Here is a 23,787-nt window from a genome sequence, read left to right on the forward strand (position 1 = left end):
ACACATGAATGATTCTTCATGTGCTGGGTCGGGTGCGGACCGGAAGCCGGTCCGGCGGTCCAGGTCCCCAGACCCCGGCGATCCGGTAGTTCCCAGCACAACCGAGGTTGATGTCGGATTCTCGCCAGCCCTCGGGTCGCCGGTGGTCGATGCTGGACGCATGCAGAAGGGGATGCACACCGAGACCGAGCGCTGCGTGCGCGCGGTCCAGTCCAAGGACGCCCGCTTCGACGGCTGGTTCTTCACAGCGGTCGTCACGACCGGGATCTACTGCCGGCCCAGTTGCCCGGTGGTCCCGCCCAAGCCGGAGAACATGCGGTTCCTCCCGAGCGCGGCCGCCTGCCAGCAGGCCGGGTTCCGGGCCTGCAAGCGCTGCCGCCCGGACACCAGCCCCGGCTCCCCTGAGTGGAACCAGCGCGCCGACCTCGTGGCCCGCGCGATGCGGCTGATCGCCGACGGCGTCGTGGACCGCGAGGGCGTACCCGGCCTCGCCGCCCGGCTCGGCTACAGCACCCGGCAGATCGAACGCCAGCTCCTCGCCGAACTCGGCGCCGGCCCACTGGCCCTCGCCCGCGCCCAGCGCGCCCAGGCGGCCCGGCTCCTCATCGAGACGACGCCCCTGCCCATGGCGGACGTCGCCTTCGCGGCCGGCTTCGCCTCCATCCGCACCTTCAACGACACCGTGCGCGAGGTCTTCGCCCTCTCCCCGACCGACCTGCGCGCCCGCGCCCCCCGCAGCACCCCGGGAAACACCGCGGGCGCCCTGACCCTGCGCCTGCCGTTCCGCGCCCCCCTCAACCCCGACAACCTCTTCGGCCACCTCGCGGCGACCGCCGTACCCGGGGTCGAGGAGTGGCGGGACGGCGCGTACCGGCGCACGCTCCGGCTGCCGTACGGGCACGGCCTCGTGGCCCTGACCCCGCAGCCCGACCACATCGCCTGCCGCCTCACCCTCAGCGACCTGCGCGACCTGACCGTCGCGATCAGCCGGTGCCGCCGGATGCTCGACCTGGACGCCGACCCGGTCGCGATCGACGACCAGTTGCGCACGGATCCGGTGCTCGCGCCCCTGGTCGACAAGGCGCCCGGCCGCCGGGTCCCGCGCACGGTCGACGAGGCGGAGTTCGCCGTACGGGCCGTGCTCGGCCAGCAGGTGTCCACGGCCGCCGCGCGCACCCACGCGGCCCGCCTGGTCCTCGCGCACGGAGAACGGGCCGAGGACCCCGAGGGCGGCCTCACCCACCTCTTCCCGGCCCCCGAGGCACTGGCCTGCGTGGACCCGGAATCACTGGCGATGCCCCGCACCCGCCGTACGACCTTCACCACACTCGTACGCCAACTCGCCGACGGCGAGATCCGGTTGGGGCCCGACAGCGACTGGACCGCCACCCGAGCCCGGCTGCTGGAGCTGCCCGGATTCGGCCCCTGGACGGTGGACGTCATCGCGATGCGGGCCCTCGGCGACCCCGACGCCTTCCTGCCCACCGACCTCGGCATCCGCCGCGCCGCCCAGGAGTCGGGTCTCCCGTCGACCCCGGCGGCCCTCACGGCCCGGGCGGCCGCGTGGCGGCCCTGGCGGGCGTACGCCGTGCAGTACCTGTGGGCGACGGACAGCCACCCGATCAACTTCCTCCCGGTGTAAGAACGTAAGGAAACCGCAGATGCAGAAGGACCAGACGAGGCAGATGAAACGGCACACCGTCATCGACAGCCCCTACGGCCCCCTCACACTCGTCGCCGAGGACGGCGTGCTGTGCGGCCTCTACATGACCGAGCAACGGCACCGCCCGCCCGAGGAGTCCTTCGGCACACGGGACGCGTCCCCCTTCGGGGAGGCCGAGGAGCAACTGGAGGCCTATTTCAAGGGCGAGTTGAAGGAGTTCACCCTCGAACTACGCCTGCACGGAACGCAGTTCCAGCGCAGCGTCTGGACGGAACTGCAAAAGATCCCGTACGGCGAGACCCGCTCCTACGGCGAACTCGCCGACACCCTCGGCAACTGCGGTGCCTCCCGCGCGGTCGGCCTCGCCAACGGCAAGAACCCGATCGGCATCATCGTGCCCTGCCACCGCGTCGTCGGCGCGAACGGCGGCCTCACCGGATACGGTGGCGGCCTGGACCGCAAGAAGCGGCTGCTCGACTTCGAGAGCGGAACCGCGCTCTTCTGAACCCGCCCGCCTGCGCCACCCATGGATGTGCACGCGCGCTGCCGCGGCGTCCTTCCTACGCCCCGAACCCGCTCAGCAGCTTCGGCAGCGCCGTGCCGATCGGTTCCCGGATCACCTCGTCGGCACGGTCGTCGTACGGCGTCGGCTCGGCGTTGACGATGATCAGCCGAGCGCCGTGGTCGGCGGCGACGCCCGCGAGCCCGGCGGCGGGCTGCACCTGAAGGCTGGTGCCGACGGCGACGAACACCTGGCACGCCTTGGTGATCGCGACCGCCTCACCGAGCACCACAGGATCGAGACGCTCGCCGAACATCACCGTCGCCGACTTCAGGATGCCGCCGCACTCCAGGCACGGGGGATCCGCCTCTCCGGCGTCGACCCGAGCGAGGGCGTCCTGCATCGACCCGCGCGCGTGGCACCGCGTACAGACCACGCCGCGCGCGCTGCCGTGCAGTTCGAGCACCTTGCGGGCGGGCATCCCGGCGAGCTGGTGCAGCCCGTCCACGTTCTGCGTGATCACCCGCACCGGCACTCCGGACCGCTCCAGCTCGGCCACCGCCCGGTGCGCCGCGTTCGGCTCGGCCCTGAGCGTGCGGTTCTGGCGCCGCATCTGCCAGGAGCGGCGCCGGATCTCCGGATCGGACATGTAGTACTCGTACGTCACGAGCTTCTCGGCCTCGGGATCCCGCCGCCACAGCCCGTTCGGTCCGCGGTAGTCGGGGATGCCGGAGTCGGTCGAGACACCGGCGCCACTGAGGAGGGCGACGAGGGGCGGCTTGGTCATGTCACCGAGCGTAGGACGGGCTCGGAGGCCGGGCGAACGGATATCCGAGCGGTTCGCCGTCGGCCCCAGGGGCCCGTCGCCTGCATCGTGCCGGCGTCGCGGGCCGGATCGGCCGGGGCCGGCCCGTCGGCCGTGGGCTCGCTGCGACGACACCCGCCGCGCCGGGGCGGCGGCCGGGTTCCCGGCCCGTTTCAGCCGTTCCCGCCCGCTACGGAAACACCGGGGGGACGGCTCCGATGTCCACCGGGTGACCGTTCTCCAACTCCACCGTGCTCCCGCCGTTCGCGAGGACGTCCAGCGCGGCCAGGACGCGGCGGCCCAGGGCACCCGGCAGATGGGCGGTGATCTCCTCGCGCGCGACCAGCCGCCAGGACAGCAGCTCCTCCTCCTGCAACCGGATCGCCTTGAAGTCGTCCTCGCCGAGGACCCCGCCGTCGTACAGGTACGCCACCAGCGGCGGCCGCCCCGTCCCGCCCACCCAGTCCACCGCGAGCAGGCGGCCCAGATCCCGGTCCAGGCCGATCTCCTCGGCCGTCTCACGCCGCGCGCCCTGGCGGGGCGTCTCACCGTCGTCCGACTCGATCGTGCCCCCCGGAAGCGCCCAGCCCTCACGGTAGTTGGGCTCCACGAGCAGTACCCGGCCCTCGGCGTCCCGGAACAGGGCGGCGGCACCGGCGAGGACCCGGGGGAGACCGGCGATGTACGTGGCGAAGTCTGGCGTGGTGGTCATGGGGGAAGCGTAACCAGCCCACGCGATCACACTCCGGCCTCCCGCCCCGCCCACGGAAGCACAAGCCCCGCGCAGGAAGGCGCCCCCCGGCGCACCGCCGCCCGCCTCCGCACCCCGGCGCCCGTCCGCCGCGGCCGCGGTGCCTCGGATGCCACCGGCCGCACCGGCTACCCCTCGGCCCCGGCCAGCCGCACCGTCCGCTCCGCCAGCTCGCTGATCCGCATCCCGTCGAAGCCGAAGACCGCGCTGCGCACCGTGTCCTCCAGCGGCACGGTCCACTGGTCCGGGATCGCCGCGGCGCCGGACAGCACACCGGCCACCGAACCGGCCGTCGCCCCGTTGGAGTCGGTGTCCAGGCCGCCGCGCACGGTGAGTGTGATCGTCCGTGTGAAGTCTCCGTCGCCGTACAGGAGCCCGGCGGTGAGCACGGCGGCGTTCGGGACGGTGTGGATCCAGCCGAGCCCGGCGGTCTCCTGCGTCAAGGTGGCGAGCGTGTCCTCCCAGGCCATCCGGGTGTCATGGAGCGAGACGACGCGGCGTACGGTTCGGGCGAGACGGCTGCTCGCCGGAATGACCGCGAGCGCCTGGTCGACCGCCTGCCGGACGGTGGCCGCCGTGAACGCCGCCGCGATCAGGGCCGCCGCCCACATCGCGCCGTACACGCCGTTGCCGGTGTGCGACAGCACCGCGTCCCGGCGGGCGAGCGACGCGGCGCGGCGGGGGGCGCCCGGGGAGGTCCAGCCGTAGATGTCGGCGCGGATGAGGGCGCCGATCCACTCCTGGTACGGGTTGTCGTACGTGGCGGTGAGCGGCGGTTTCAGACCGTTGGCGAGGTTGCGGTACGCGGCCCGCTCCGCCGTGAAGGTCTGCAGGAACGGCAGCCGCAGCAGCCACAGGTCCCCGACCTGCTCGGTGCTGAAGGCGAAGCCGTGGGTCTCCAGCAGGTCCAGGCCGAGGATCGCGTAGTCGACGTCGTCGTCGCGGCAGCTGCCGTGGATCCGGCCGCGGACGCACTGACGCCACTCGGGGCGCAGCTCGAAGCCGTCGCTCTCGCTGATCGGCTCGGGCAGGTAGTCGGTGAGGGGCAGGGCGGCGGCCTGCCGCAGATAACGGTCGATCCGGTCCCGCGTCCACAGGTCGCCCTGCTCGACCGGTTTGCCGAGCATGTTGCCCGCGATCCGGCCCAGCCAGCCCCCGAGGACGCGGTCGGCGAGCTCAGTCTCAGTGCCCACAGGGGTCATAGGACCGGTTTACCCAATTCCGGGGGCGAGCGCGCGGGGGCCGACCGCCGGGTTCGGGGCCGCGGGGCGTTCTCAGGCTCCGGGCAGGGCATGACGGCGCGGGCGTCGTGAGGTTAAGGTCGCAGCGGCGCGACTGGCCTTGACATGCGCGAGGCCCGGAGAGCAAGGGGAAATCAGGTGACACAGCGCGTGCTCATCGCCGCGGACAAGTTCAAGGGCTCGCTCACGGCCGTGCAGGTCGCCGAGCGGGTGACGGCCGGTCTGCGCCGGGTCGTGCCGGGCCTCGACATCGAGGCCATGCCCGTGGCCGACGGCGGCGACGGGACCGTGGACGCGGCGGTCGCGGCCGGGTTCGAGCGGCGGGAGGTGCGGGTCGCCGGGCCCCTCGGAGACGAGGTGACGGCGGCGTTCGCGCTGCGCGGCGAGACCGCGGTCGTGGAGATGGCGGAGGCGAGCGGCCTGCAGCGGCTGCCCGCCGGAGTCTTCGCACCGCTCACGGCGTCCACGTACGGCTCCGGCGAGCTGCTGCGCGCCGCCCTCGACGCGGGCGCCCGCACCATCGTCTTCGGCGTCGGCGGCAGCGCCACCACGGACGGCGGCGCCGGCATGCTGACCGCGCTGGGCGCCCGCTTCCTGGACGCGGACGGGGAGCCGGTGGCGCCGGGCGGCGGCGGCCTGGGCGCCCTCGCCACCGCGGATCTCTCGGGCCTGGACCCGAGGCTGGCCTCGGTCGACCTGGTCCTGGCCAGCGATGTCGACAACCCGCTGACCGGCCCGAAGGGTGCGCCGGCCGTGTACGGCCCGCAGAAGGGCGCCTCGCCGGACGACGTGCGGACGCTGGACGCCGCCCTCGCGCACTACGCGAAGGTCCTGGAGGAGACCGTGGGCGCCCGGGCCGCCGAGCACGCCGCGTCGCCGGGCGCCGGAGCGGCGGGCGGTATCGGCTACGCGGCCCTGCTGATCGGCGCGGGCTTCCGGCCCGGCATCGACGTCATGCTGGACGTCCTGGGCTTCGCACCGGCGCTGGAGCGCGCCTCCCTGGTGATCACCGGCGAGGGCTCCCTGGACGAGCAGACCCTCCACGGCAAGGCCCCGGCAGGCGTGGCGGCCGCGGCCCGCGCGGCCGGCAAGGAGGTGGTCGCCGTCTGCGGGCGCCTCTTGCTGGCACCGCAGGCCCTGGGCCGGGCCGGCATCCGGCGGGCGTACCCGCTGACGGAGGTCGAGCCGGACGTGGCGAAGTGCATCGCGGACGCGGGTCCGATTCTGCAGCGGGTGGCGGAGCGGATCGCCGCCGACTTCCTGGACTGAGCCGGCGCACGTACGCCGAAGGGCCCCGAGCCGGGTGGCTCGGGGCCCTTCGTGTGGTCGTACCGTCAGCCCCTGGGCGTGTCCGCTTACGGAATCTGTGCCGCCCGGGCCTCACGCCGGTTGTCCCGGAAGGTGTTCACCCGGCGCGCCGTGGCGAACAGCGGGATCGTCGCCGCCATCACGATCTGCAGTGCGCAGCCCATCTGCAGCAGCACCTGGCCGCCCGGCGCGTCGAACGCCCAGGCCGCCAGCAGGCCCATGGCCGACACGATCCAGCCGAGCACCGCCACCGCCAGGACGCCCCGCGGCTTCGGGTACTCGACCCGGCTGACCATCAGCCACGCGGTACCGACGACCGCCAGCAGCGTCGCCTCGAACGGCAGCTCCAGCAGCACGATCGAGACGACGGTGAGCGCACCGAACGGCGAGGGCATGCCCTGGAACGTGCCGTCCTTCACGGTGACGCACGAGAAGCGGGCAAGCCGCAGCACCACCGCCAACAGCACGACGATCGCGCCCACCGCCGCGACCCGCTCGTGCGCGTCGCTCGCGACCATGCCGTACACGAGAACGAAGTACGCGGGCGCCAGGCCGAAGCTGATCAGGTCGGAGAGGTTGTCCAGCTCCGCGCCCATCGGCGAGGACCGCAGCTTGCGGGCGACGAGGCCGTCGAAGAGGTCGAAGACGGCCGCGCACAGCATCAGTATCACGGCCGTGGCCGCGCTGTTGCGGGCCATGCCCGAGTCGTCCCCGGACAGGTGCGGGATCAGGATGCCGGTGGTGGTGAAGTACACCGCCATGAAGCCGCACGTGGCGTTGCCGAGGGTGAGGGTGTCCGCTATTGAGAGGCGGAGAGAGAGCGGCATCTCCTCCTCTTCGTCCACCTCGTCGGCCTCGGGCACCCAGCCCGCCTGGGTCTCAGGATCAATCACGGTCAATGCGAGTCACCCCAGCCACGGTCTTCTGACCGACCTCGACCGCGACCTCCACGCCCTCGGGCAAGTAGATGTCGACACGCGAGCCGAATCGGATCAGACCGATGCGGTCGCCCTGCTCGACCTTCGTGCCCTGCGGGATGTAAGGGACGATGCGACGGGCCACCGCGCCGGCGATCTGGACCATCTCGATGTCGCCGAGCTCGGTGTCGAAGTGCCAGACGACACGCTCGTTGTTCTCGCTCTCCTTGTTGAACGCCGGAACGAACCCGCCGGGGATGTGCTCGACCGACGTCACCGTGCCGGAGAGCGGGGCACGGTTGACATGGACGTTCAGCGGGCTCATGAAGATCGCGACGCGGGTGCGGCCGTCCTTCCACGGCATGATGCTCTGCACCACACCGTCGGCGGGCGAGATGACCCGGCCCTGGGCGATCTCGCGCTCGGGGTCGCGGAAGAACCACAGCATGCCCGCCGCGAGAGCGGTGGCGGGCACGGCGACGGCCTTGGCGACGCCGGAGCGGCGGGCGCGCAGCAGGCTGACGGCTGCGGTGGCGACGGTCGGGAGAAGCCACGGCGATGCTCCGCGCGCGAGGCGTACGCCGCCGACCTGGCTGTCGCGTGGTGCAGAGGTTTGGCTGTGGGGCATGGATGACCTTCGTAGCGGATGATGCCGCGCGGTATCAGGGGACGGCGGCTTTCCCGGGATCGTACCGGTCGCGGGCCACAACTGGGCAAGCCAGGAAGCCGAGTCGGCGGCTGAAGAGTGTTGACGGGGTGTGATCTTCTTCTCCAAGAAAACACCCCGTATCCGGACAATCAGCCCTGGAATCGATACTCTTCGAGCAACCTACGACCGATGATCATTTTTTGGATCTCGGCAGTACCTTCACCGATCAGCAGCATCGGGGCCTCCCGGTAGAGGCGCTCGATCTCGTACTCCTTGGAGAAGCCGTAGCCGCCGTGGATCCGGAAGGCGTCCTCAACGACCTCCTTGCAGTACTCGGAGGCGAGGTACTTCGCCATACCGGCCTCAAGGTCGTTACGTTCCCCGGAGTCCTTTTTGCGTGCCGCGTTCACCATCATGGCATGGGCGGCCTCGACCTTGGTAGCCATCTCGGCCAGCTTGAACTGGATCGCCTGGTGCTGGGCGATCGCCTTGCCGAAGGTGTGGCGCTGCTGGGCGTACTGGACACCCAGTTCGAACGCACGCTGAGCGACACCGCAGCCACGCGCCGCCACATTGACGCGCCCGACCTCGACGCCGTCCATCATCTGGTAGAAGCCTCGGCCGGTGACGCCGCCGAGCACCCGATTGGCCGGAATTCGCAGGCCGTCCATGATGAGCTCGGTCGTGTCGACCCCCTTGTAGCCCATCTTCTCGATCTTGCCGGGGATGGTGAGGCCGGGGCGGACCTCCCCGAAGCCGGGCTCCTTCTCGACGAGGAAGGTCGTCATCGACTTGTGGGGCGCGGTGCCCTCGGGGTGTCCTTCGTCACTTCGGACGAGTACGGCAACCAGGGTTGACGTTCCGCCGTTCGTCAGCCACATCTTCTGGCCGTTCAGGACGTACTCGTCGCCGTCCTTGACCGCCTTGGACGTGATGGCCGACACATCGGAGCCCAGGCCCGGCTCCGACATCGAGAAGGCGCCCCGGATGTCGCCGGCCGCCATCTTCGGCAGGAAGTGGTCCTTCTGCTCCTGCGTGCCGTGCTGCTTGAGCATGTACGCCACGATGAAGTGCGTGTTGATGATGCCGGAGACCGACATCCAGCCGCGGGCGATCTCCTCGACGCACAGGGCGTACGTCAGGAGGGACTCGCCCAGGCCGCCGTACTCCTCGGGGATCATCAGGCCGAAGAGGCCCAGTTCCTTGAGGCCGTCGACGATCTGCTGCGGGTACTCGTCGCGGTGCTCCAGCTCGGTCGCGACCGGGATGATCTCCTTGTCCACGAAGTCACGGACGGTGGAGAGGATCTCCTGCTGGACGTCGGTCAGACCGGCGGTCTGGGCGAGACGGGCCATGGCCTACTTCTCCTGCTGCTTCAGTTCCGGGCGGCCGGGCTGCTCGCCGCCGCGCTCCTTGATGTACGTCTCGGTGGGCACCATCACCTTGCGGCGGAACACGCAGACCAGCGTCCCGTCCTGCTTGTAGCCCTTGGTCTCGACGTAGACGATGCCGCGGTCGTTCTTCGACTTCGACGGCCACTTGTCGAGCACGGTCGTCTCACCGTAGATCGTGTCGCCGTGGAAGGTCGGCGCCACGTGCTTGAGCGACTCGATCTCCAGGTTGGCGATCGCCTTGCCGGAGATGTCCGGGACGGACATGCCGAGCAGCAGCGAGTAGATGTAGTTCCCGACGACGACGTTCTTGCCGAAATCCGTCGTCTTCTCCGCATAGTTCGTGTCCATGTGGAGCGGGTGGTGGTTCATGGTGAGGAGACAGAACAGGTGGTCGTCGTACTCCGTGACCGTCTTTCCCGGCCAGTGCTTGTACGTCGCCCCGACCTCGAACTCCTCGTAGGTGCGTCCGAACTGCATGGCGCTCAGCCCTCCGGGATCTCGAACTTGCTGGTGCGCTGCATGCCGGCCGCGCGTCCCTTGCCGGAGATGACCAGCGCCATCTTGCGGCTGGCCTCGTCGATCATCTCGTCGCCGAGCATCGCCGAGCCCTTCTTGCCGCCCGCCTCAGACGTGTAGTAGTCGTACGCGTCCAGGATCAGCTCGGCGTGGTCGAAGTCCTCCTGCGACGGCGAGAAGATCTCGTTGGACGCCTCGACCTGGCCCGGGTGCAGCACCCACTTGCCGTCGAAGCCGAGGGCGGCGGCGCGCTGGGCGACCTCGCGGTAGCCGTCGATGTTGCGGATCTGCAGGTAGGGGCCGTCGATCGCCTGGAGGTTGTTGGCTCGGGCGGCCATCAGGATCTTCATCAGGATGTAGTGGTAGGCGTCCGCCGGGTAGCCGGGCGGCTGCTCGCCCACGACCAGCGACTTCATGTTGATGGACGCCATGAAGTCGGCCGGGCCGAAGATGATCGTCTCGACGCGCTGGGAGGCCGTCGCGATCTCGTTGACGTTGTTCAGGCCCTGGGCGTTCTCGATCTGCGCCTCGATGCCGATCTTGCCGACCTCGAAGCCCATCGTCTTCTCGATCTGGGTCAGCAGGAGGTCGAGGGCGACGATCTGCTGAGCCGTCTGCACCTTCGGCAGCATGATGCAGTCGAGGTTCTGGCCGGCGCCCTCGACGACCGTGACGACATCGCGGTACGTCCACTCGGTCGTCCAGTCGTTGACGCGCACGACCCGCGTCTTGCCCGTCCAGTCACCCTCGTTGAGGAACTTGACGATGGTGTGCCGCGCCTCGGGCTTGGCGAGGGGGGCGCACGCGTCCTCCAGGTCGAGGAAGACCTGGTCCGCCGGGAGGCCCTGTGCCTTCTCCAGGAAGCGGGGGTTCGAGCCCGGTACCGCCAGGCAGGAACGCCGGGGGCGAAGGCGGTTGACCGTGGTCATGCGGGGACCTCCAGGGGGTCGAGCTTGTTCGCTTTGCGGATCTCGTCGACGATGCGGCCGATGATCCCGGTGATGTCGAAGTCCTTCGGGGTGAAGACAGCGGCCACTCCGGCGGCCCTGAGCTGCTCGGCGTCACCATTCGGGATGATGCCACCGGCGATCACCGGTATATCTGTGGCACCGGCCACACGGAGCCGCTCCAGCACGTCCGGCACCAGCTGCGCGTGCGAGCCGGACAGGATCGACAGCCCGACCGCGTGCACGTCCTCGGCGAGGGCCGCGTCGACGATCTGCTCGGGCGTGAGCCGGATGCCCTGGTAGACGACCTCGAAGCCGGCGTCACGCGCCCGCACGGCGATCTGCTCGGCGCCGTTGGAGTGCCCGTCCAGGCCGGGCTTGCCGACCAGGAAGCGGAGCTTGCCGACGCCCATCTCCTGCGCGGTCAGGTCGACCTTGCGGCGGACCTGCGACAGGGCCGAGCCCTCCTCGGCGGGTATCGCCACCGGCGCCGAGGACACGCCCGTCGGCGCCCGGAACTCCCCGAACACCTCGCGCAGCGCCCCGGCCCACTCGCCGGTCGTGACCCCGGCGCGGGCGCACTCCAGGGTGGCCTCCATGAGGTTGGCGGTGCCCTTGGCGGCCTCCTTCAGCCGCTCCAGCGCCTTGCAGGGGCGCGGGTGGTTGAAGGGCGGCTGGTAGCGGGTGTCACGCCAGTTCTGCAGGGAGGCGATGACACGGGCCTCGACGGCCGGGTCGACCGTCTGGATGGCCGTGTCGAGATCGGCCGTCAGCGGGTTCGGCTCGGTCGTCTCGAAGATGTTGACGCCGACGATCTTCTCCTGGCCGGACTCGATACGGCCCCGGCGCTCGGCGTGCGAGGCGACGAGCTGCGACTTGAGGTAGCCGGACTCGACGGCCGCCATCGCGCCGCCCATCTCCTGGATCCGCTCGATCTCGGCCAGCGACTCCTCGACCAGCCCCGCGACCTTCGCCTCGATGACGTGCGAGCCCTCGAAGATGTCCTCGTACTCCAGCAGGTCGCTCTCGTGCGCCAGGACCTGCTGGATGCGCAGCGACCACTGCTGGTCCCAGGGCCGGGGCAGGCCCAGCGCCTCGTTCCAGGCGGGCAGCTGCACGGCACGCGCGCGGGCGTCCTTGGAGAGGGTCACGGCCAGCATCTCCAGGACGATCCGCTGGACGTTGTTCTCGGGCTGCGCCTCGGTCAGACCGAGGGAGTTGACCTGGACGCCGTACCGGAAGCGGCGCTGCTTGGGGTTCTCGATGCCGTACCGCTCGCGCGTGATCCGGTCCCAGATCCGCCCGAACGCCCGCATCTTGCACATCTCCTCGATGAAGCGGACGCCCGCGTTCACGAAGAAGGAGATACGGGCCACGACGTCCCCGAACTTGTCCTCGGGGACCTGCCCTGAGTCGCGCACGGCATCGAGAACCGCGATCGCGGTGGACATCGCGTACGCGATCTCCTGGACCGGCGTGGCGCCCGCCTCCTGCAGGTGGTAGCTGCAGATGTTGATCGGGTTCCACTTCGGGATGTGGGAGACCGTGTACGCGATCATGTCCGTCGTCAGCCGGAGTGAGGGCCCCGGCGGGAAGACATGGGTGCCCCGCGACAGGTACTCCTTGACGATGTCGTTCTGGGTCGTGCCCTGGAGCTTGGTGATGTCCGCGCCCTGCTCCTCGGCGACGACCTGATAGAGCGCCAGCAGCCACATGGCGGTGGCGTTGATCGTCATCGAGGTGTTCATCTGCTCCAGGGGGATGTCCTGGAACAGCCGGCGCATGTCACCGAGGTGTGCGACGGGCACGCCGACCCGGCCGACCTCGCCGCGGGCGAGGATGTGGTCGGAGTCGTAGCCGGTCTGCGTCGGCAGGTCGAACGCGACCGACAGGCCGGTCTGCCCCTTGGCGAGGTTGCGCCGGTACAGCTCGTTGGACGCCTCGGCCGTGGAGTGGCCGGCGTACGTGCGCATGAGCCACGGCCGGTCCTTCTCCCGCGCGCCTTCGGCGGGCTGACGCTCAGTCATCTATGACCTCGGGTGTCTCAGATGTCGCGGATCAGATGTTGCGGAAGCGGTTGATGGCGTCGATGTGCTTGGCGCGCATCTCCTCGTCGCGCACGCCCAGGCCCTCCTCGGGGGCGAGGCAGAGCACGCCGACCTTGCCCTGGTGGAGGTTGCGGTGCACGTCGTAGGCGGCCTGGCCGGTGTCCTCCAGGGAGTACACCTTCGACAGGGTCGGGTGGATCTTGCCCTTCGCGATGAGCCGGTTGGCCTCCCATGCCTCGCGGTAGTTGGCGAAGTGCGAGCCGATGATCCGCTTCAGGGACATCCACAGGTAGCGGTTGTCGTACTCGTGCATGTAGCCCGAGGTCGAGGCGCAGGTGGTGATGGTGCCGCCCTTGCGCGTGACGAAGACGGAGGCGCCGAAGGTCTCGCGGCCGGGGTGCTCGAAGACGATGTCGATGTCCTCGCCGCCGGTGAGCTCGCGGATGCGCTTGCCGAAGCGCTTCCACTCCTTCGGGTCCTGGGTGTTCTCGTCCTTCCAGAACTTGTAGCCCTCGGCGTTGCGGTCGATGATCGCCTCGGCGCCCATCGAGCGGCAGATGTCCGCCTTCTGCGGCGAGGACACGACGCAGATGGGGTTGGCGCCGCCGGCCAGCGCGAACTGGGTGGCGTAGGAGCCGAGTCCGCCGCTCGCGCCCCAGATCAGGACGTTGTCGCCCTGCTTCATGGCGGCGCCGTTGCGGGAGACCAGCTGGCGGTAGGCGGTGGAGTTCACCAGGCCCGGCGCGGCGGCCTCCTCCCAGCTGAGGTGGCCCGGCTTGGGCATCAGCTGGTTGGACTTGACCAGGGCGATCTCGGCGAGGCCGCCGAAGTTGGTCTCGAAGCCCCAGATGCGCTGCTCGGGGTCGAGCATCGTGTCGTTGTGGCCGTCCGAGGACTCCAGCTCGACGGACAGGCAGTGCGCGACGACCTCGTCACCGGGCTTCCAGGAGTTCACGCCGGGGCCGGTGCGCAGGACGACGCCCGCGAGGTCGGAGCCGATGATGTGGTACGGCAGGTCGTGGCGCTTGGCCAGCTCGCTGGTGCGGCCGTAGCGCTCCAGGAACCCGAACGTGGACAGCGGCTCGAAGATCGAGGTCCACACCGAGTTGTAGTTGACCGAGGAGGCCATCACGGCCACCAGGGCCTCACCCGGGCCGAGCTCGGGCAGCGGCACGTCGTCCAGGTGGATCGACTTGCGGGGGTCCTTGTCGCGAGTGGCGAGGCCCGCGAACATCTCCGTCTCGTCCTTGTGCACGGTGATCGCACGGTACGACTCGGGGAGCGGCAGGGCGGCGAAGTCCTCCGACGTGGAGTCGTGCGACTGGATCGCGGCCAGGATGTCCTTCACGGTCACGGTATTGCCTCCGGCGATGCGCACCCTGAGGGAGGGGTGCTGAGGGTTACGTCGGTGCTGCTGAGGGTTTTTGGTGAGTTGCCGTCGGTTCGGCCGGTGGTGCTGTTCGGCAGCGCTTTGTGGCGCGGGAGGTTGCCTGTGACGCAGGCGCCGGGCGCGCAGGTCCCGGGAGGGACTTGCGGGGACAGCCGGCGTACGAAAGGTCTCTGCACGCCGGCCGCCCGGACTCCTTCAACGTATGGCACGGCGTGTCACGTGGCAAGGCACTGGGTGCCAGAACTTCCCCTCAGATGAAATCTTTACGTAACAAATGAGCGATGATCGATCAAAGCTACTCGTGAGTAGGTGCTTATCGGGCGCAAAGGGATACCGGCCGGGGCGCCGTGACGCACGCCCCCGCCCGTGGTGAAAGCGCTGGTCTCGGGAGTGCCGTTCAGGGCAGGCTCGTCCGCATGACTTCGGTGGTGCAGAACGTGGCGATCGACTGTTCCGATGCCTATGAGCCGGCGCGGTTCTGGAGCGAGGTGACGGGCGGCGCGGTGCACCCGCAGGACGGGCCGGGCGACCCGGAGGTCCGGGTGATGCTCGCGGAGGGACCGCTGCTGTACTTCAACCAGGTGCCGGAACCGAAGACGGTCAAGAACCGGATCCACCTGTGCCTGCGCCCGACCACCACGCGCGACGCGGAGATCGAACGGCTGGTGCGGCTGGGAGCCACCCTGGTCGCTGACCGCCGGGAGCCCGACGGCGCGGGCTGGGCGGTGCTTGCGGATCCCGAAGGCAATGAGTTCTGCGTTCTGCGCAGCGAGTCGGACCGGGCCGCGGCGCCCTCCTGAGACCCGCGGGAGCTCACGCGGGCCGACGGGCCGGGTGTGCCCCGAGGGCCACCGGGCCTCGACCGGGGCTCACCGGCCGTTCACCGGACCGTCGCGTCCCGCGAGACCATGTCCCGCGAGACGCGATCATCCAGAACGGTGAGCCGCGCTCAGGCCCCCAGGCCGAGCAGAGCCACCTGCAGCGGCAGCGCCGGCTCCTCGGGCAGGGCCGGGGGCTCCTCGCCCCGGCCGGTGTGCGTGGGCGGGACGGCGCGCAGGCCCTGGATGCCGTCGGCGGCCCACTGGGCGTCCGTGGGGGGCAGGGACAGGGTCATCCGCCGTCCGTCGGCCAGTGTGGTCTCCAGCCTGGCCGGGTCGTTCGTCTGCATGGCAACCCACTTCCGTCGCTCACCTGAAGATCAGCCTCGCCAGGGAAGACGGACGTGCCCGCCGAATGGTTCCCCTGCCAGGAGCCCGGCGAGGAATCGCCGTGCGCCCTACGCCCGCTCCTTCAGGGCGTGTTCGATGGTCCGCATCACCTCGTCGAGCGGAGCGTCGGTGCGGGCCACCGCCACCAGGACCTCTCCCTGGGCGGCCACGGAGGCCGGCGCCGTGCGCGGTGCCGTCTCCCGGCCCGCCCCGATCCCCGTGCCGAACGTCCTGCGCACGATCGCGAAGGCGTGGTCCAGCTGCGCCTCCACGTCGCCCTGGCCGCCCGCGCGCAGCCAGCGCCGCAGGACGTGGTTGTGCGCGGTGACCACCGCGGACGCGGCGACCTCCGCCAGCAGCGGGTCGTCGTTGGCGTCGTCGTCGTGCGCGTGCTCGTCGAAGTGGCCGAGGAGGTAGCGGGTGAACAGACGCTCGTAGCGGGCCACCGAGGCGATCTCCGCCTCGCGCAGGGTGGGCACCTCGCGGGTGAGCTTGTAGCGGGCGACCGAGATCTCCGGCCGGGCCGCGTACATGCGCATGACTTCCTTGATCCCGCGGCACACCGTGTCGAGCGGATGCTCGTGGGCGGGCGCGGCGTTGAGCACGGCCTCCGCGCGGATCAGCGTGTCGTCGTGGTCCGGGAAGATCGCCTCTTCCTTGGAGCGGAAGTGGCGGAAGAACGTGCGGCGGGCGACCCCGGCAGCGGCCGCGATCTCGTCGACGGTGGTCGCCTCGTACCCCTTGGTCGCGAACAGCTCCATCGCGGCGGCCGCCAGTTCTCGGCGCATCTTGAGTCGCTGGGCGGCCGCGCGACTGCCTGCGGCACTCTCCGGCGCGTCGGGCGTGGCTGGTGTACGTGAGGACTTGGCGGGCTGGGACATGACCCGAACGTACTGCATGTGCGCAGCGTGCTGCGCATGTACGGGGATGCCGCCGCCCGCGGCGGGCGGGGGAGGGCCGGGTTCGCGGGGCGGGGCCGAGCCGCGCCGCGGGGCCGCGGGCGGGCTGCCGGGGTCCAGCAGCCCGCCCCACTCCTGACCGCCCGCGAACCGGTCCCCGGGTCGCTCAGCGCCGGGCATATTCGCGGAAGCCACGGCCGGTCTTGCGGCCGAGGCAGCCCGCGGCCACCAGGTGCTCCAGGAGCGGTGCCGGGGCGAGACCGGGGTCGCGGAACTCCCGGTGCAGGACCTTCTCGATGGCGAGGGAGACATCCAGTCCGACGACGTCCAGCAGCTCGAACGGGCCCATCGGGTAACCGCCGCCCAGCTTCATCGCCGCGTCGATGTCGTCGAGTGAGGCGTAGTGCTCCTGCACCATCTTGATCGCGTTGTTCAGGTACGGGAACAGCAGCGCGTTGACGATGAATCCGGCCCGGTCACCGCAGTCGACCGCGTGCTTCTTGATCTGGCCGCAGACCTCGCGGACCGTCGCGTGGACGTCGTCGGCGGTCAGCACCGTACGGACGACCTCGACCAGCTTCATCGCCGGCGCCGGGTTGAAGAAGTGCATGCCGATCACGTCCTGCGGACGCGAGGTGGCACGGGCGCAGGCGACGACGGGCAGCGACGAGGTGGTGGTGGCCAGCACCGCGCCCGGCTTGCAGACCTTGTCCAGCGTCGCGAACAGCTGCTGCTTGATCTCCAGGTCCTCGGCGACCGCCTCGACGGCGAGGTCGACGTCGGCGAACGCGTCGTACGAACCGGCCGCGGTGATCCGGTCCAGGGTCTGCGCGGCGGCCTCGGCGGTCATCCGCCCCTTGTCGACGGAGCGGGAGAGCGACTTGCCGATACGGGCCTTCGCGGCCTGCGCCTTCTCCTCGCTGCGCGCGGCGATCACGACCTGGTAGCCGGCCTTCGCGAAGACCTCCACGATGCCGGACGCCATGGTGCCGGAACCGGCGACGCCGACGGAACGCACCGTACGGCCGGGAGTGAGGGCGGCGCCCTCCAGGGGCGTCAGCGCGTCCCGCACGACGGTGGCGCTGCCGGGAGCCTCGTACGTGTAGAAGCCACGGCCCGACTTACGGCCCGTCAGGCCGGCCTCGCTGAGCTGCTTGAGGATCGGGGCGGGGGCGTGCAGCCGGTCGTGGGACTCGGCGTACATGGCGTCCAGGACGGTGCGCGCGGTGTCGATGCCGATCAGGTCGAGCAGGGCGAGCGGGCCCATCGGCAGCCCGCAGCCCAGCCGCATCGCGGCGTCGATGTCCTCACGGGAGGCGTACTTCGCCTCGTACATCGCGGCGGCCTGGTTGAGGTAGCCGAAGAGCAGTCCGTCGGCGACGAACCCGGGCCGGTCACCGACCGCGACCGGTTCCTTGCCGAGGTCGAGGGCGAGGTTGGTGACCGCGGCGACGGCCTGCGGCGCGGTCAGCACGCTGGAGACGACCTCGACCAGCCGCATCGCGGGCGCCGGGTTGAAGAAGTGCAGGCCCAGCACCCGCTCGGGGCGGGCGGAGTCAGCGGCCAGGCGCGTCACGGACAGGGCGTTGGTGCCGGTCGCCAGGATGGTCTCGGGGCGCACGATCCCGTCCAGCTCGCGGAAGATCTGCTGCTTGATCTCGTACGACTCCGGAGCCACCTCGATGACCAGGTCCGCGTCCGCCGCGGCCCGCAGGTCGGTGGAGGTGCGGACCCGGGCGAGGGCGTCCGCGCGCTCCTGCTCGGTCAGCTTGCCGCGCTCCACGGCACGGGCGGTCGAGGCCTCCAGGGCGGCGACGGACGTCGCGGCCGCGGCGTCGCTGATGTCGATGCCGACGACGTCGCGGCCGGCCTTGGCGAGGACCTCGGCGATGCCGGTGCCCATCGTGCCGAGGCCGACGACGGCGACCGTCTTGAGCGGGGACAGAGGGGTGTCGGACAGGGGAGTGGCCATCGCGGGACTCCAGGAATGAGGGTGACGACTGGAAGTGCGCCGGGTGCGCCGAAGGGGGCCCGACCGAAGTCGAAGCCGAACCATGGGCGCACCGGGTGCGAAAGGAGTGCGGGTGTTGCCGGGCTGCGAGCGCACACGCCCGGTGCCGTCGCTGCGGACGTGCACACGTCCGAGGAGCGGTGATGACCGACCGGCCCTGTCCCGAGGCCGAGTCGTACTGCGGTACTCGATGTACCGAACCGACTGCTTCTCGCGGCGACTGCGTCACCAGGCCGCCACGAGGGGTTCGCGAGTGGGTAACTCGCTCGTCTGAGCTTAACCAGTGGGTAACGAGCGCGCCAGCCCCCGAGTTTGTGATGTAGGTCCCGCTCTCCGGTCGCCCCCTCTACCCTCGCCTTCATGGACGAAGAGTTGCGATCACTCACGGAGCGCTTACGGCAGGAGTCCGGGGCGTCGGCCGCGTACGACCGCCTCACGGCGACCGAGGACGCCGACGAACTGGCCGACGTGCTCACCGCGCCGGGACAGCCGCTGTGGGCCAGGGAGCTGGCCGCGTTCCGGTTGGGCCTCGCCGGGGACCGCCGGGCCTTCGAGTCCCTCGTCCTGCTCCTGAACCACCGCGACCCCCAGCGCTGCGCCTCCGCCGCCCACGCCCTGGCCCGCCTCGGCGACCCGCGCACCGCCCGTGCCGCGGCCGCCCTGGCCACCAACGAACTGCGGGTCGCCTACGCCCTGCACCCCGTCCGGCTGCTGGTCCGGCTGCGCGCCCCCGAGTCCGTGCCGGCCCTGATCACCACCCTGGAGCGAAGGCTGCGCCCGCACGACCCGTACCGCCGTGTCGCCCTCGCCTGCGTGGAGGGGCTCGGCAGCCTCGGCGACACCCGCGCCAGACGGGTCCTGAACGAGGCGCTCGCCCACCCGGCCCTGGCGGAGGCGGCGGTGCAGGCGCTGGCGCGGATCCCTCGTCAGCGCTGAAGAACGGCCGCCCGGTGCTGCCGAGCGGCCCTTCAGCGCGCTCCCAGTGCCCGCGCGTACCGCACCTCCGGCACCTCCACGCCGTCCACTTCGAAGTGCTCCCGCGCACCGTCCGCCCGAAAGCCCGCCCGCTCGTAGAAGCGACGGGCGCGGGCGTTGGCTTCCAGGACCCACAGGAACATACGGGGATGTCCGGCGGCCGTGCACCGGCGCACCGACTCCTGGAGCAGGGCCCGGCCGATGCCGGTGCCGAACCGCCCGGGATCCACGTAAAGGGCGTACAACTCGGCGTCCGGCGTGCGCGTTTCACGGTCCCGGTACGGACCGTGGCAGGCCCATCCCGCGATCTCACCGGCGCGCTCGGCGACCAGGTCCAGCACGCTGCCGTCGGATCGCGCGAGACAGGCGCGGCGGAACTCGGCGTCCTGGGCCACGTCGAGGGAGTCCACGTACGACTGCGGCACCAGGCCCCGGTAGGCGCTTCGCCAGCCGCCGACGCGGATCTCGGCGACACGGTGGCAGTCGGCCGGGGTCATGGGGCGGATCCGTGTGTGTTCCTCGTCCATGACGGCACCGTAGGCACCGAACGTCCCGGCCGCCTCCGATTACCCGGGCACCACCGCGAACGCCTCGACCTCCATCAGGAATTCCGGCCGCACCAGCCCGGCGACCTGCACCGCCGACGCCGCCGGCAGACGGTCCTCGGGTATGTGCGCGGCGCGGGCCGCGCGAATGGCGGGCATGTGCGCCATGTCCGTGACGAAATAGGTGAGTTTCACCACGTGGTCGAAGGACGCGCCGGCCGCGGCCAGACAGCGCCTCAGGTTCTCGAAGACCTGGTGGGCCTGGGCCGCCGGGTCGCCTTCGCCGACGAGTTCGCCTTCCTCGTCCAGGGCGAGTTGGCCGGAGACGGCGATGAAACGGCCGGCGCCGAGCACGACATGCGTGTACTGGGCGGCGGGCGCGACTCCGTCGGGGGCGGGGATCCTCGTCAGCTCACTCATGCGTCCCATGGTGGACCATGGGTCTGACAACGCCCCCGACGGACGGTCGGGCGAGGCCGGCTCAGTGGCGGAAGCCGAGCAGTTCGTGCAGTTCGGCGCCGCGCGGCGAGATCGAGGCCACCTTGGAGCGCAGCGGCTCGGGGTCGGGCAGCGCCGCGCACACCGCGTCGAACGCGCCCCTGCCGCGTGGCACGGTGCCGTCGGCGAGGTAGGCCGCGAGGTGCTTGTCCAGGCACCGGTTCCCGCCCAGCGTGACGGCGTGGTTGCCGCCGCCCCGCTCGATCACCAGGCTGGACCCGGCGAGCTTGCGGTGCACCGTCACGGCGCCCTCGTACGGGGTGGCCGCGTCGTCGGTCGCCTGGAACAGCAGCATCGGCGGCACCTCGGTGTTGTCGATCTCCACCGACCGGAGCGGGCTGGTCGGCCAGAACGCGCACGGCGCGTTGTACCAGGCGTTGTTCCAGGTCATGAACGGCGCCTTCGCGTACATCTCCCAGTTGTCCGCCCGCCAACGCCCCCATCCGCGCGGCCAGGCGGCGTCACGGCACTGCACCGAGGCGTAGACGCTGTAGCCGTTGTCGTCCGAGGCGTCGGCCGCGCCGAACTTCTCGTACGCCTCGATCAGCGGGTCGGTGTCCTTGTCGTTCACGTACGCCGCGAACACCTCGGCGAGATAGGGCCAGTAGCCGTTGTAGTAGCCGCCGGGCAGGTAGGTGTCCTCCAGCTCCGCGGCGCCCACCTTCCCCTCTGCCGGCTTCCTGGCCAGCGCCCTGCGCATGGCGTACCACTTGGCCTCGACCACCGCCGGATCGCTGCCCAGCCGGTACGTGGTGTCGTACTTGGCGACCCACGCCATGAACGCGCGGTGGCGGTCGTCGAAGGCGAGGTCCTGAGCGAGGTTGGCCTCGTGCCAGACACCGGTCGGATCGACGACCGAGTCCAGGACCGCGCGCCGCACCCGCTGCGGGAAGAGCTTGGCGTAGACCGCGCCGAGGTAGGTGCCGTAGGAGTACCCGAAGTAGTTGATCCGCCTCGCGCCGAGTGCCGCGCGGATCCGGTCCATGTCCCGTACGGCGCTGACCGTGTCGATGTACGGCAGCACATCCGCGTACTTCTCGCCGCAGGCCCGCGCGAAGGATCTGGCGCGCGCGAGGTTGGCCCGCTCGATCCGCGAAGTCCTCGGCACGGAGTCCGGTCGGACCGCGTCGAAGTGGCCGGGTCGGCAGTCGAGGGCGGGCTTGCTGCGGCCGACGCCGCGCGGGTCGAAGCCGATGACGTCGTACTGCGCCGCCACCGCCCTGGGCAGCGCGGAGGCGACGTATCCGGCGAGCCGCCGCCCGCTGCCGCCGGGGCCGCCGGGGTTGACCAGCAGGGGCCCCTGGAACTTCTTCGCGGTGTGCGGGACGCGGGTCAGGGCGAGCGTGATCTGCCGTCCCCGCGGACGGGTGTGGTCGAGCGGCACCTTCAAGGACGCGCACTGGAGCGTCGGGTAGTCCTTGGTGCCGCACTTCTTCCAGGTGAGCGCCGCGGCGTGAGCGGCTCCCGGGCCGTACGGGGCGTTCGCCCCGGCGGGGACGGCCGTCACGGCTGTGGTCAGGACGACGGCGGCGGCGCACAACACGGCTGCGCGTTTTCCCATGGGGTCCTTCCAGGACGCAGGTCTCGGACCGCGCGTGCCACGGCCCTCGCCGTATTCGTCCCGGAACGGGCGCCAGGGGGAACCGGTTCCGGTGAGACTTGACCCGATCGGGTAGGGAGATCCGCTCCTCCGCCCTCAGATGAGCGACAGCTGGGTGGGTTCGGACCGCGTGTGCTCGGCCGGCTCCGGCTCCGGCTCGGGCTCGCGGATCCGCCGGGACATCCCCGCGCGCGTGGGGCCGATGCCGTACTCGCGTGCCAGGTCGTGCACCTGACGGGTGATCCGGCGCTGGTACCACTTCGGCGCGTAGGCCCCGTCCGTGTACAGCCGTTCGTACCTGCGCACCAGATGGGGGTGCTCACGGCCGAGCCAGGCCATGAACCACTCGCGGGCCCCGGGCCGCAGATGCAGTACCAGCGGGGTGACGGAGGTGGCGCCGGAGGCGGCGATCGCGCGCACGGTGGCGCGCAACTGCGCCGGGTGGTCGCTCAGGAACGGGATCACCGGCGCCATCAGCACACCGCACCCCAGACCGTGCTCGGTCAGGGTCCGTACGACGTCCAGGCGCCGCTCGGGCGCGGGCGTGCCCGGCTCCACGGTGCGCCACAGCTGTGGATCGGTGAAGCCGACCGACACGGAGACGCCGACGTCGGTCACCTCCGCGGACTGCTTGAGCAGTTCCAGGTCGCGCAGGATCAGCGTGCCCTTGGTCAGGATCGAGTAGGGGTTGGCGTGGTCGCGCAGGGCGGCGAGGATGCCCGGCATCAGACGGTAGCGGCCCTCCGCGCGCTGGTAGCAGTCGACGTTCGTGCCCATGGCTATGTGCTCGCCCTGCCAGCGCCGCGATGACAGCTGGCGGCGCAGCAGCTCCGGCGCGTTCACCTTGACCACGATCTGGGAGTCGAAGCCGAGGCCCGTGTCGAGGTCGAGATAGCTGTGGGTCTTGCGGGCGAAGCAGTACACGCACGCGTGCGAGCAGCCGCGATAGGGGTTCACCGTCCACTCGAAGGGCATGCGCGAGGCGCCCGGCACCCGGTTGATGATCGAGCGGGCCCGGATCTCGTGGAACGTGATCCCGGCGAACTCGGGAGTGTCGAAGGTACGGGTGACCACGGCGTCCGCGCCGAACAGGGCAGCGTCGGCCCGGCTGTGGTCGGACTCCAGGGTGAGGTTCTCCCAGCGCATGGTGCCTCCTCGGTAGCACTGGGCACAGAATAGAACACATGTTCCCTTGATCGTGCGGTCTATCTCCCAGGTCTGTTTTCGATCACTGTGCGATCGCTTCCGTGTGCTGACGGGGACCCCGATTTGGGTGGTCCGGGAGCGGGGTGGTTGGCTTGCCCCAACCCCGAGAACTCTGGTCCTGGAGGAAGTCAATGGCGCAGGTCGAGGCCACTACGGAGCGGGTCGTCGCGGCGGACGCGGAGAAGGTGTTCGACGCCCTCGCCGACTACAGCGGCACCCGGCGGAAGATCCTGCCCGAGCACTTCAGCGAGTACGAGGTGCGCGAGGGCGGCGACGGCGAGGGCACCCTCGTCCACTGGAAGCTCCAGGCCACCAGCAAGCGCGTCCGCGACTGCCTTCTGGAGGTCAGCGAGCCCACCGACGGCGAGCTCGTCGAGAAGGACCGCAACTCCTCGATGGTCACCACCTGGCGGGTCACCCCGGCCGGTGAGGGCAAGGCCCGGGTCGTCGTCACCAGCACCTGGCAGGGCGCCGGCGGTATCGGCGGCTTCTTCGAGAAGACCTTCGCGCCGAAGGGCCTCGGGCGGATCTACGACGCGCTGCTCGCCAAGCTCGCCACCGAGGTCGAGAAGTAACTCCCGTCCCGTCGCGGGTCGTTGCCGGGCCCGCTCCCGGGCAGCAGCTCTCCACCGCCTCACCGGATCGAGTGGATCTTCCTCTCGCCCGGCGAGGTGCCGTAACTCGTCGCGCTTGCTCGTAGTTGTCGCTTACGCG

At 70.7% G+C, this 23,787-nt stretch carries 23 protein-coding genes; 6 read left to right on the plus strand and 17 right to left on the minus strand.

Annotated features, from left to right (window positions below):
• Positions 1–172: 172 nt before the first annotated feature.
• Entirely contained in the window at positions 173–1,642 is a 1,470-nt protein-coding gene (locus ACWCPI_RS24890; protein ID WP_451040271.1) for an AlkA N-terminal domain-containing protein, read from the plus strand.
• Positions 1,643–1,685: 43 nt separating this feature from the next.
• On the plus strand, positions 1,686–2,168 hold the full coding sequence (locus ACWCPI_RS24895; RefSeq protein WP_451040272.1) for a methylated-DNA--[protein]-cysteine S-methyltransferase: 483 nt from the start codon (positions 1,686–1,688) through the stop codon (positions 2,166–2,168).
• Positions 2,169–2,223: 55 nt separating this feature from the next.
• Here ACWCPI_RS24895 and ACWCPI_RS24900 read toward each other — a convergent pair whose 3' ends face one another.
• The 3 genes from ACWCPI_RS24900 to ACWCPI_RS24910 form a co-directional block, all read right to left on the minus strand.
• Positions 2,224–2,952 (minus strand): SIR2 family NAD-dependent protein deacylase, encoded by a 729-nt coding sequence (locus ACWCPI_RS24900; protein ID WP_451040193.1) that lies wholly within the window; start codon positions 2,950–2,952, stop codon positions 2,224–2,226.
• Between the two features lie 208 nt (positions 2,953–3,160).
• The gene (locus tag ACWCPI_RS24905) at positions 3,161–3,682 is read right to left on the minus strand and encodes an NUDIX domain-containing protein (protein WP_451040194.1); all 522 of its coding nucleotides are present in this window, start codon (positions 3,680–3,682) and stop codon (positions 3,161–3,163) included.
• Between the two features lie 167 nt (positions 3,683–3,849).
• Entirely contained in the window at positions 3,850–4,923 is a 1,074-nt protein-coding gene (locus tag ACWCPI_RS24910) for an ADP-ribosylglycohydrolase family protein (protein WP_451040195.1), read from the minus strand.
• A 189-nt stretch (positions 4,924–5,112) separates the two neighbouring features.
• On the opposite strand from ACWCPI_RS24910, the gene ACWCPI_RS24915 reads away from it, so the two are divergent.
• A complete protein-coding gene (locus ACWCPI_RS24915; protein ID WP_451040273.1) occupies positions 5,113–6,231 on the plus strand; it encodes a glycerate kinase in 1,119 nt (372 codons plus the stop codon).
• A gap of 86 nt (positions 6,232–6,317) precedes the next feature.
• Here the strand turns inward: ACWCPI_RS24915 and pssA are convergent, their stop codons facing one another.
• From pssA to ccrA, 7 genes are all read right to left on the minus strand, one after another.
• Entirely contained in the window at positions 6,318–7,169 is an 852-nt protein-coding gene (gene pssA, locus ACWCPI_RS24920; RefSeq protein ID WP_388808213.1) for a CDP-diacylglycerol--serine O-phosphatidyltransferase, read from the minus strand.
• Positions 7,156–7,815, minus strand: a complete 660-nt coding sequence (locus tag ACWCPI_RS24925; protein WP_301995591.1) for a phosphatidylserine decarboxylase — start codon at positions 7,813–7,815, stop codon at positions 7,156–7,158. Before ACWCPI_RS24925 ends, pssA begins: the two co-directional genes overlap by 14 nt.
• 170 nt (positions 7,816–7,985) lie before the next feature.
• Complete coding sequence (locus tag ACWCPI_RS24930) at positions 7,986–9,191, minus strand: acyl-CoA dehydrogenase family protein (RefSeq protein ID WP_388808212.1); 1,206 nt, start codon at positions 9,189–9,191, stop codon at positions 7,986–7,988.
• 3 nt (positions 9,192–9,194) lie between these two features.
• On the minus strand, positions 9,195–9,707 hold the full coding sequence (locus ACWCPI_RS24935; protein WP_019757884.1) for a MaoC family dehydratase: 513 nt from the start codon (positions 9,705–9,707) through the stop codon (positions 9,195–9,197).
• A gap of 5 nt (positions 9,708–9,712) precedes the next feature.
• Positions 9,713–10,675: an HpcH/HpaI aldolase/citrate lyase family protein gene (locus ACWCPI_RS24940; protein ID WP_388808211.1), complete on the minus strand. Its 963-nt coding sequence runs from the start codon at positions 10,673–10,675 to the stop codon at positions 9,713–9,715.
• Entirely contained in the window at positions 10,672–12,720 is a 2,049-nt protein-coding gene (locus ACWCPI_RS24945) for a protein meaA (protein WP_451040196.1), read from the minus strand. Before ACWCPI_RS24945 ends, ACWCPI_RS24940 begins: the two co-directional genes overlap by 4 nt.
• 31 nt (positions 12,721–12,751) lie before the next feature.
• Positions 12,752–14,089: a crotonyl-CoA carboxylase/reductase gene (ccrA, locus tag ACWCPI_RS24950; protein WP_451040274.1), complete on the minus strand. Its 1,338-nt coding sequence runs from the start codon at positions 14,087–14,089 to the stop codon at positions 12,752–12,754.
• A gap of 458 nt (positions 14,090–14,547) precedes the next feature.
• On the opposite strand from ccrA, the gene ACWCPI_RS24955 reads away from it, so the two are divergent.
• Positions 14,548–14,931: a VOC family protein gene (locus tag ACWCPI_RS24955; RefSeq protein ID WP_451040197.1), complete on the plus strand. Its 384-nt coding sequence runs from the start codon at positions 14,548–14,550 to the stop codon at positions 14,929–14,931.
• A 149-nt stretch (positions 14,932–15,080) separates the two neighbouring features.
• On the opposite strand, the gene ACWCPI_RS24960 is transcribed toward ACWCPI_RS24955, so the two are convergent.
• From ACWCPI_RS24960 to ACWCPI_RS24970, 3 genes are all read right to left on the minus strand, one after another.
• Positions 15,081–15,299, minus strand: coding sequence for a hypothetical protein (locus ACWCPI_RS24960; protein ID WP_388808205.1), 219 nt, complete (start codon positions 15,297–15,299; stop codon positions 15,081–15,083).
• Positions 15,300–15,407: 108 nt separating this feature from the next.
• Entirely contained in the window at positions 15,408–16,238 is an 831-nt protein-coding gene (locus tag ACWCPI_RS24965; RefSeq protein ID WP_451040198.1) for a TetR family transcriptional regulator, read from the minus strand.
• Between the two features lie 166 nt (positions 16,239–16,404).
• Positions 16,405–18,210 carry a 3-hydroxyacyl-CoA dehydrogenase family protein gene (locus ACWCPI_RS24970; RefSeq protein ID WP_451040199.1) on the minus strand — a complete coding sequence of 602 codons (1,806 nt, stop codon included), beginning with the start codon at positions 18,208–18,210 and terminating at the stop codon, positions 16,405–16,407.
• 399 nt (positions 18,211–18,609) lie between these two features.
• Between ACWCPI_RS24970 and ACWCPI_RS24975 the strand changes: the two genes are divergently transcribed.
• Positions 18,610–19,185, plus strand: coding sequence for an adenylosuccinate lyase (locus tag ACWCPI_RS24975; protein ID WP_451040200.1), 576 nt, complete (start codon positions 18,610–18,612; stop codon positions 19,183–19,185).
• A 32-nt stretch (positions 19,186–19,217) separates the two neighbouring features.
• On the opposite strand, the gene ACWCPI_RS24980 is transcribed toward ACWCPI_RS24975, so the two are convergent.
• The 4 genes from ACWCPI_RS24980 to ACWCPI_RS24995 form a co-directional block, all read right to left on the minus strand.
• Entirely contained in the window at positions 19,218–19,751 is a 534-nt protein-coding gene (locus ACWCPI_RS24980; protein ID WP_451040201.1) for an N-acetyltransferase family protein, read from the minus strand.
• Between the two features lie 39 nt (positions 19,752–19,790).
• On the minus strand, positions 19,791–20,189 hold the full coding sequence (locus tag ACWCPI_RS24985; RefSeq protein WP_451040202.1) for a RidA family protein: 399 nt from the start codon (positions 20,187–20,189) through the stop codon (positions 19,791–19,793).
• A gap of 61 nt (positions 20,190–20,250) precedes the next feature.
• On the minus strand, positions 20,251–21,828 hold the full coding sequence (locus ACWCPI_RS24990; RefSeq protein WP_451040203.1) for an alpha/beta hydrolase: 1,578 nt from the start codon (positions 21,826–21,828) through the stop codon (positions 20,251–20,253).
• Positions 21,829–21,963: 135 nt separating this feature from the next.
• On the minus strand, positions 21,964–23,013 hold the full coding sequence (locus ACWCPI_RS24995; RefSeq protein WP_451040204.1) for an Rv2578c family radical SAM protein: 1,050 nt from the start codon (positions 23,011–23,013) through the stop codon (positions 21,964–21,966).
• A 191-nt stretch (positions 23,014–23,204) separates the two neighbouring features.
• Between ACWCPI_RS24995 and ACWCPI_RS25000 the strand changes: the two genes are divergently transcribed.
• On the plus strand, positions 23,205–23,648 hold the full coding sequence (locus tag ACWCPI_RS25000) for an SRPBCC family protein (RefSeq protein ID WP_451040205.1): 444 nt from the start codon (positions 23,205–23,207) through the stop codon (positions 23,646–23,648).
• Positions 23,649–23,787: the final 139 nt, after the last annotated feature.

The sequence above is a fragment of the Streptomyces sp. NPDC001920 genome (assembly GCF_053594495.1).

Excerpts from the sequence above, each read along its gene's own strand:
- ACWCPI_RS24890 (WP_451040271.1), top strand. The coding sequence starts at position 173 with ATGCACACCGAGACCGAGCGCTGCGTGCGCGCGGTCCAGTCCAAGGAC.
- ACWCPI_RS24895 (WP_451040272.1), top strand. The coding sequence starts at position 1,686 with ATGAAACGGCACACCGTCATCGACAGCCCCTACGGCCCCCTCACACTC.
- ACWCPI_RS24900 (WP_451040193.1), bottom strand. The coding sequence starts at position 2,952 with ATGACCAAGCCGCCCCTCGTCGCCCTCCTCAGTGGCGCCGGTGTCTCG.
- ACWCPI_RS24905 (WP_451040194.1), bottom strand. The coding sequence starts at position 3,682 with ATGACCACCACGCCAGACTTCGCCACGTACATCGCCGGTCTCCCCCGG.
- ACWCPI_RS24910 (WP_451040195.1), bottom strand. The coding sequence starts at position 4,923 with ATGACCCCTGTGGGCACTGAGACTGAGCTCGCCGACCGCGTCCTCGGG.
- ACWCPI_RS24925 (WP_301995591.1), bottom strand. The coding sequence starts at position 7,815 with ATGCCCCACAGCCAAACCTCTGCACCACGCGACAGCCAGGTCGGCGGC.
- ACWCPI_RS24930 (WP_388808212.1), bottom strand. The coding sequence starts at position 9,191 with ATGGCCCGTCTCGCCCAGACCGCCGGTCTGACCGACGTCCAGCAGGAG.
- ACWCPI_RS24935 (WP_019757884.1), bottom strand. The coding sequence starts at position 9,707 with ATGCAGTTCGGACGCACCTACGAGGAGTTCGAGGTCGGGGCGACGTAC.
- ACWCPI_RS24940 (WP_388808211.1), bottom strand. The coding sequence starts at position 10,675 with ATGACCACGGTCAACCGCCTTCGCCCCCGGCGTTCCTGCCTGGCGGTA.
- ACWCPI_RS24945 (WP_451040196.1), bottom strand. The coding sequence starts at position 12,720 with ATGACTGAGCGTCAGCCCGCCGAAGGCGCGCGGGAGAAGGACCGGCCG.
- ACWCPI_RS24955 (WP_451040197.1), top strand. The coding sequence starts at position 14,548 with ATGACTTCGGTGGTGCAGAACGTGGCGATCGACTGTTCCGATGCCTAT.
- ACWCPI_RS24960 (WP_388808205.1), bottom strand. The coding sequence starts at position 15,299 with ATGCAGACGAACGACCCGGCCAGGCTGGAGACCACACTGGCCGACGGA.
- ACWCPI_RS24965 (WP_451040198.1), bottom strand. The coding sequence starts at position 16,238 with ATGCAGTACGTTCGGGTCATGTCCCAGCCCGCCAAGTCCTCACGTACA.
- ACWCPI_RS24970 (WP_451040199.1), bottom strand. The coding sequence starts at position 18,210 with ATGGCCACTCCCCTGTCCGACACCCCTCTGTCCCCGCTCAAGACGGTC.
- ACWCPI_RS24975 (WP_451040200.1), top strand. The coding sequence starts at position 18,610 with ATGGACGAAGAGTTGCGATCACTCACGGAGCGCTTACGGCAGGAGTCC.
- ACWCPI_RS24980 (WP_451040201.1), bottom strand. The coding sequence starts at position 19,751 with ATGGACGAGGAACACACACGGATCCGCCCCATGACCCCGGCCGACTGC.
- ACWCPI_RS24985 (WP_451040202.1), bottom strand. The coding sequence starts at position 20,189 with ATGAGTGAGCTGACGAGGATCCCCGCCCCCGACGGAGTCGCGCCCGCC.
- ACWCPI_RS24990 (WP_451040203.1), bottom strand. The coding sequence starts at position 21,828 with ATGGGAAAACGCGCAGCCGTGTTGTGCGCCGCCGCCGTCGTCCTGACC.
- ACWCPI_RS24995 (WP_451040204.1), bottom strand. The coding sequence starts at position 23,013 with ATGCGCTGGGAGAACCTCACCCTGGAGTCCGACCACAGCCGGGCCGAC.
- ACWCPI_RS25000 (WP_451040205.1), top strand. The coding sequence starts at position 23,205 with ATGGCGCAGGTCGAGGCCACTACGGAGCGGGTCGTCGCGGCGGACGCG.